Genomic DNA, 1763 nt, shown 5'->3' with positions numbered 1-1763 from the left:
GGCGCAACAGTTCGGTGACACCCATTTCTTTGAAATCAAGGATCTGGTTGATAAAACTGGCGCCTATATTGCCAAAAAGTTAGGCACAGAAGGCGCTGTTGTGGTCAATTCGGCTTCCGCCGGGATTGCCGAAGCTGTTGCCGGCATCATCGGTCAAGGCAGTAAGTATCATGCCTACCACCCGTTTTCGCCACGCTTTACCAAGCGCGAAATCATTCTGCCAAAAGGTCAGAATGTTGACTATGGGACGCCTGAAGAAGTCATGATCGAGCTTGGCGGCGGTCAGGTGGTCGAAGCCGGGTATGCCAACATGTGCACCCCGGAACACATTGAGATGATGATCACCGAACAGACAGCGGCAATCTTCTATGTGAAAAGTCACCATGCCGTTCAAAAGAGCATGTTGACCATTCCAGAAGCCCTCGAAGTCGCTCACAAACATGATCTGCCTTTAATTCTGGATGCGGCAGCTGAAGAGGACCTGAAAAAGTATGTCGATTTGGGCGTTGATGTCGTGCTTTTCTCTGGCGCCAAAGCCATTGAAGGCCCGGCATCCGGTTTGGTCTTCGGCAAAGAACCGTATATCGGCTGGACCAAGCTGCAAAGCCTCGGCATCGGTCGCGCTATGAAGATCGGCAAAGAAAACATTCTTGGCTTCACCACTGCTTTGATTCATTATCTCGACAATGGACCAGAATCCGGTGACGCCATGAAAGCTCGGCTGCATCCGTTTGTCGCCGCCTTGAATGAGGTGCCGCATTTGAATGTGAAAGAAGTCCAAGATGGCGCTGGTCGCCCAATTTTCCGCGCGGCGGTGACTGTCGAAGCCACCAGCCCAAAGAATGCCAAGCAGGTGACGGCAACACTCAAAGCCGGCGACCCGGCGATCTATACCCGTGAATATCGCGCCAATGAAGGCATCATTGAATTCGATATCCGTGCGGTAGATCAGGCCGAAATGGATTTGATTGTCACTCGTCTCAAAGAAATTCTCGCATAGAAAGGATCACTATCATGAACTTAACACCAAACTATTACAAAAACCGTGTTGCTCTGAATGTTTTGGCTGGTTCCATCCAAAACGCCGAAGATATCTACCAAGCTGCTGAAGGCCATGTCGTGGTGGGCGTTTTGACCAAAAACTACGACACTGATGAAGCTGCGATTGAAGATATGAAAAAGTATCAAGCTGTAACCCAAAACGGACTCTCCGTCGGCCTTGGCGCCGGTGATCCCAACCAGAGTGCGATGGTCAGCCGCGTGTCCAAGGTGTTGCAGCCGCAACATGTCAACCAAGTCTTCACTGGCGTTGGCACCAGCCGTGCTTTGTTAGGCCAAAACGACACCGTGATCAATGGCTTAGTTTCCCCAACCGGCAAAGTCGGCATTGTCAACGTTGCCACTGGTCCTAAGAGCAGCCAAAAAGCTGCCGCTGAAGTGCCCGTAGCCACCGCTATCGCACTGTTGCAAGACATGGGAGGCACCAGCTTCAAGTTCTTCCCAATGGGCGGCCTGAAGCACGAAGAAGAGTTCCGTGCAGTTGCCAAGGCTTGCGCAGCTGAAGGCTTCAACTTGGAACCAACCGGCGGCATCGATCTGGACAACTTTGAAGCTATTCTCCAAATCGCGTTAGACGCTGGCGTGAAGCAAATCATTCCGCACATCTACAGCTCCATTATCGACAAATCAACCGGCTTGACTCGGCCAGATGATGTGGCTAAATTGTGGGCGATTACCAAGCGATTGGTGGATGCGACGGATTT

The 1763-nt window shown here is 51.5% G+C and carries 2 protein-coding genes; both read left to right on the top strand.

The window, feature by feature from the left end; translation table 11 throughout:
• On the top strand, nucleotides 1-1000 hold a 1000-nt coding region (locus tag ACWPAB_RS15215), incomplete at its 5' end, for a DgaE family pyridoxal phosphate-dependent ammonia lyase (protein WP_107791790.1).
• Between the two features lie 14 nt (nucleotides 1001-1014).
• The coding region (dagF, locus tag ACWPAB_RS15210) for a 2-dehydro-3-deoxy-phosphogluconate aldolase (protein WP_016382385.1) at nucleotides 1015-1763 on the top strand (749 nt) is incomplete at its 3' end.

The sequence above is a fragment of the Lacticaseibacillus sp. 30 genome (assembly GCF_053819265.1).
This window is presented reverse-complemented; position numbering and strand designations above follow the sequence as displayed.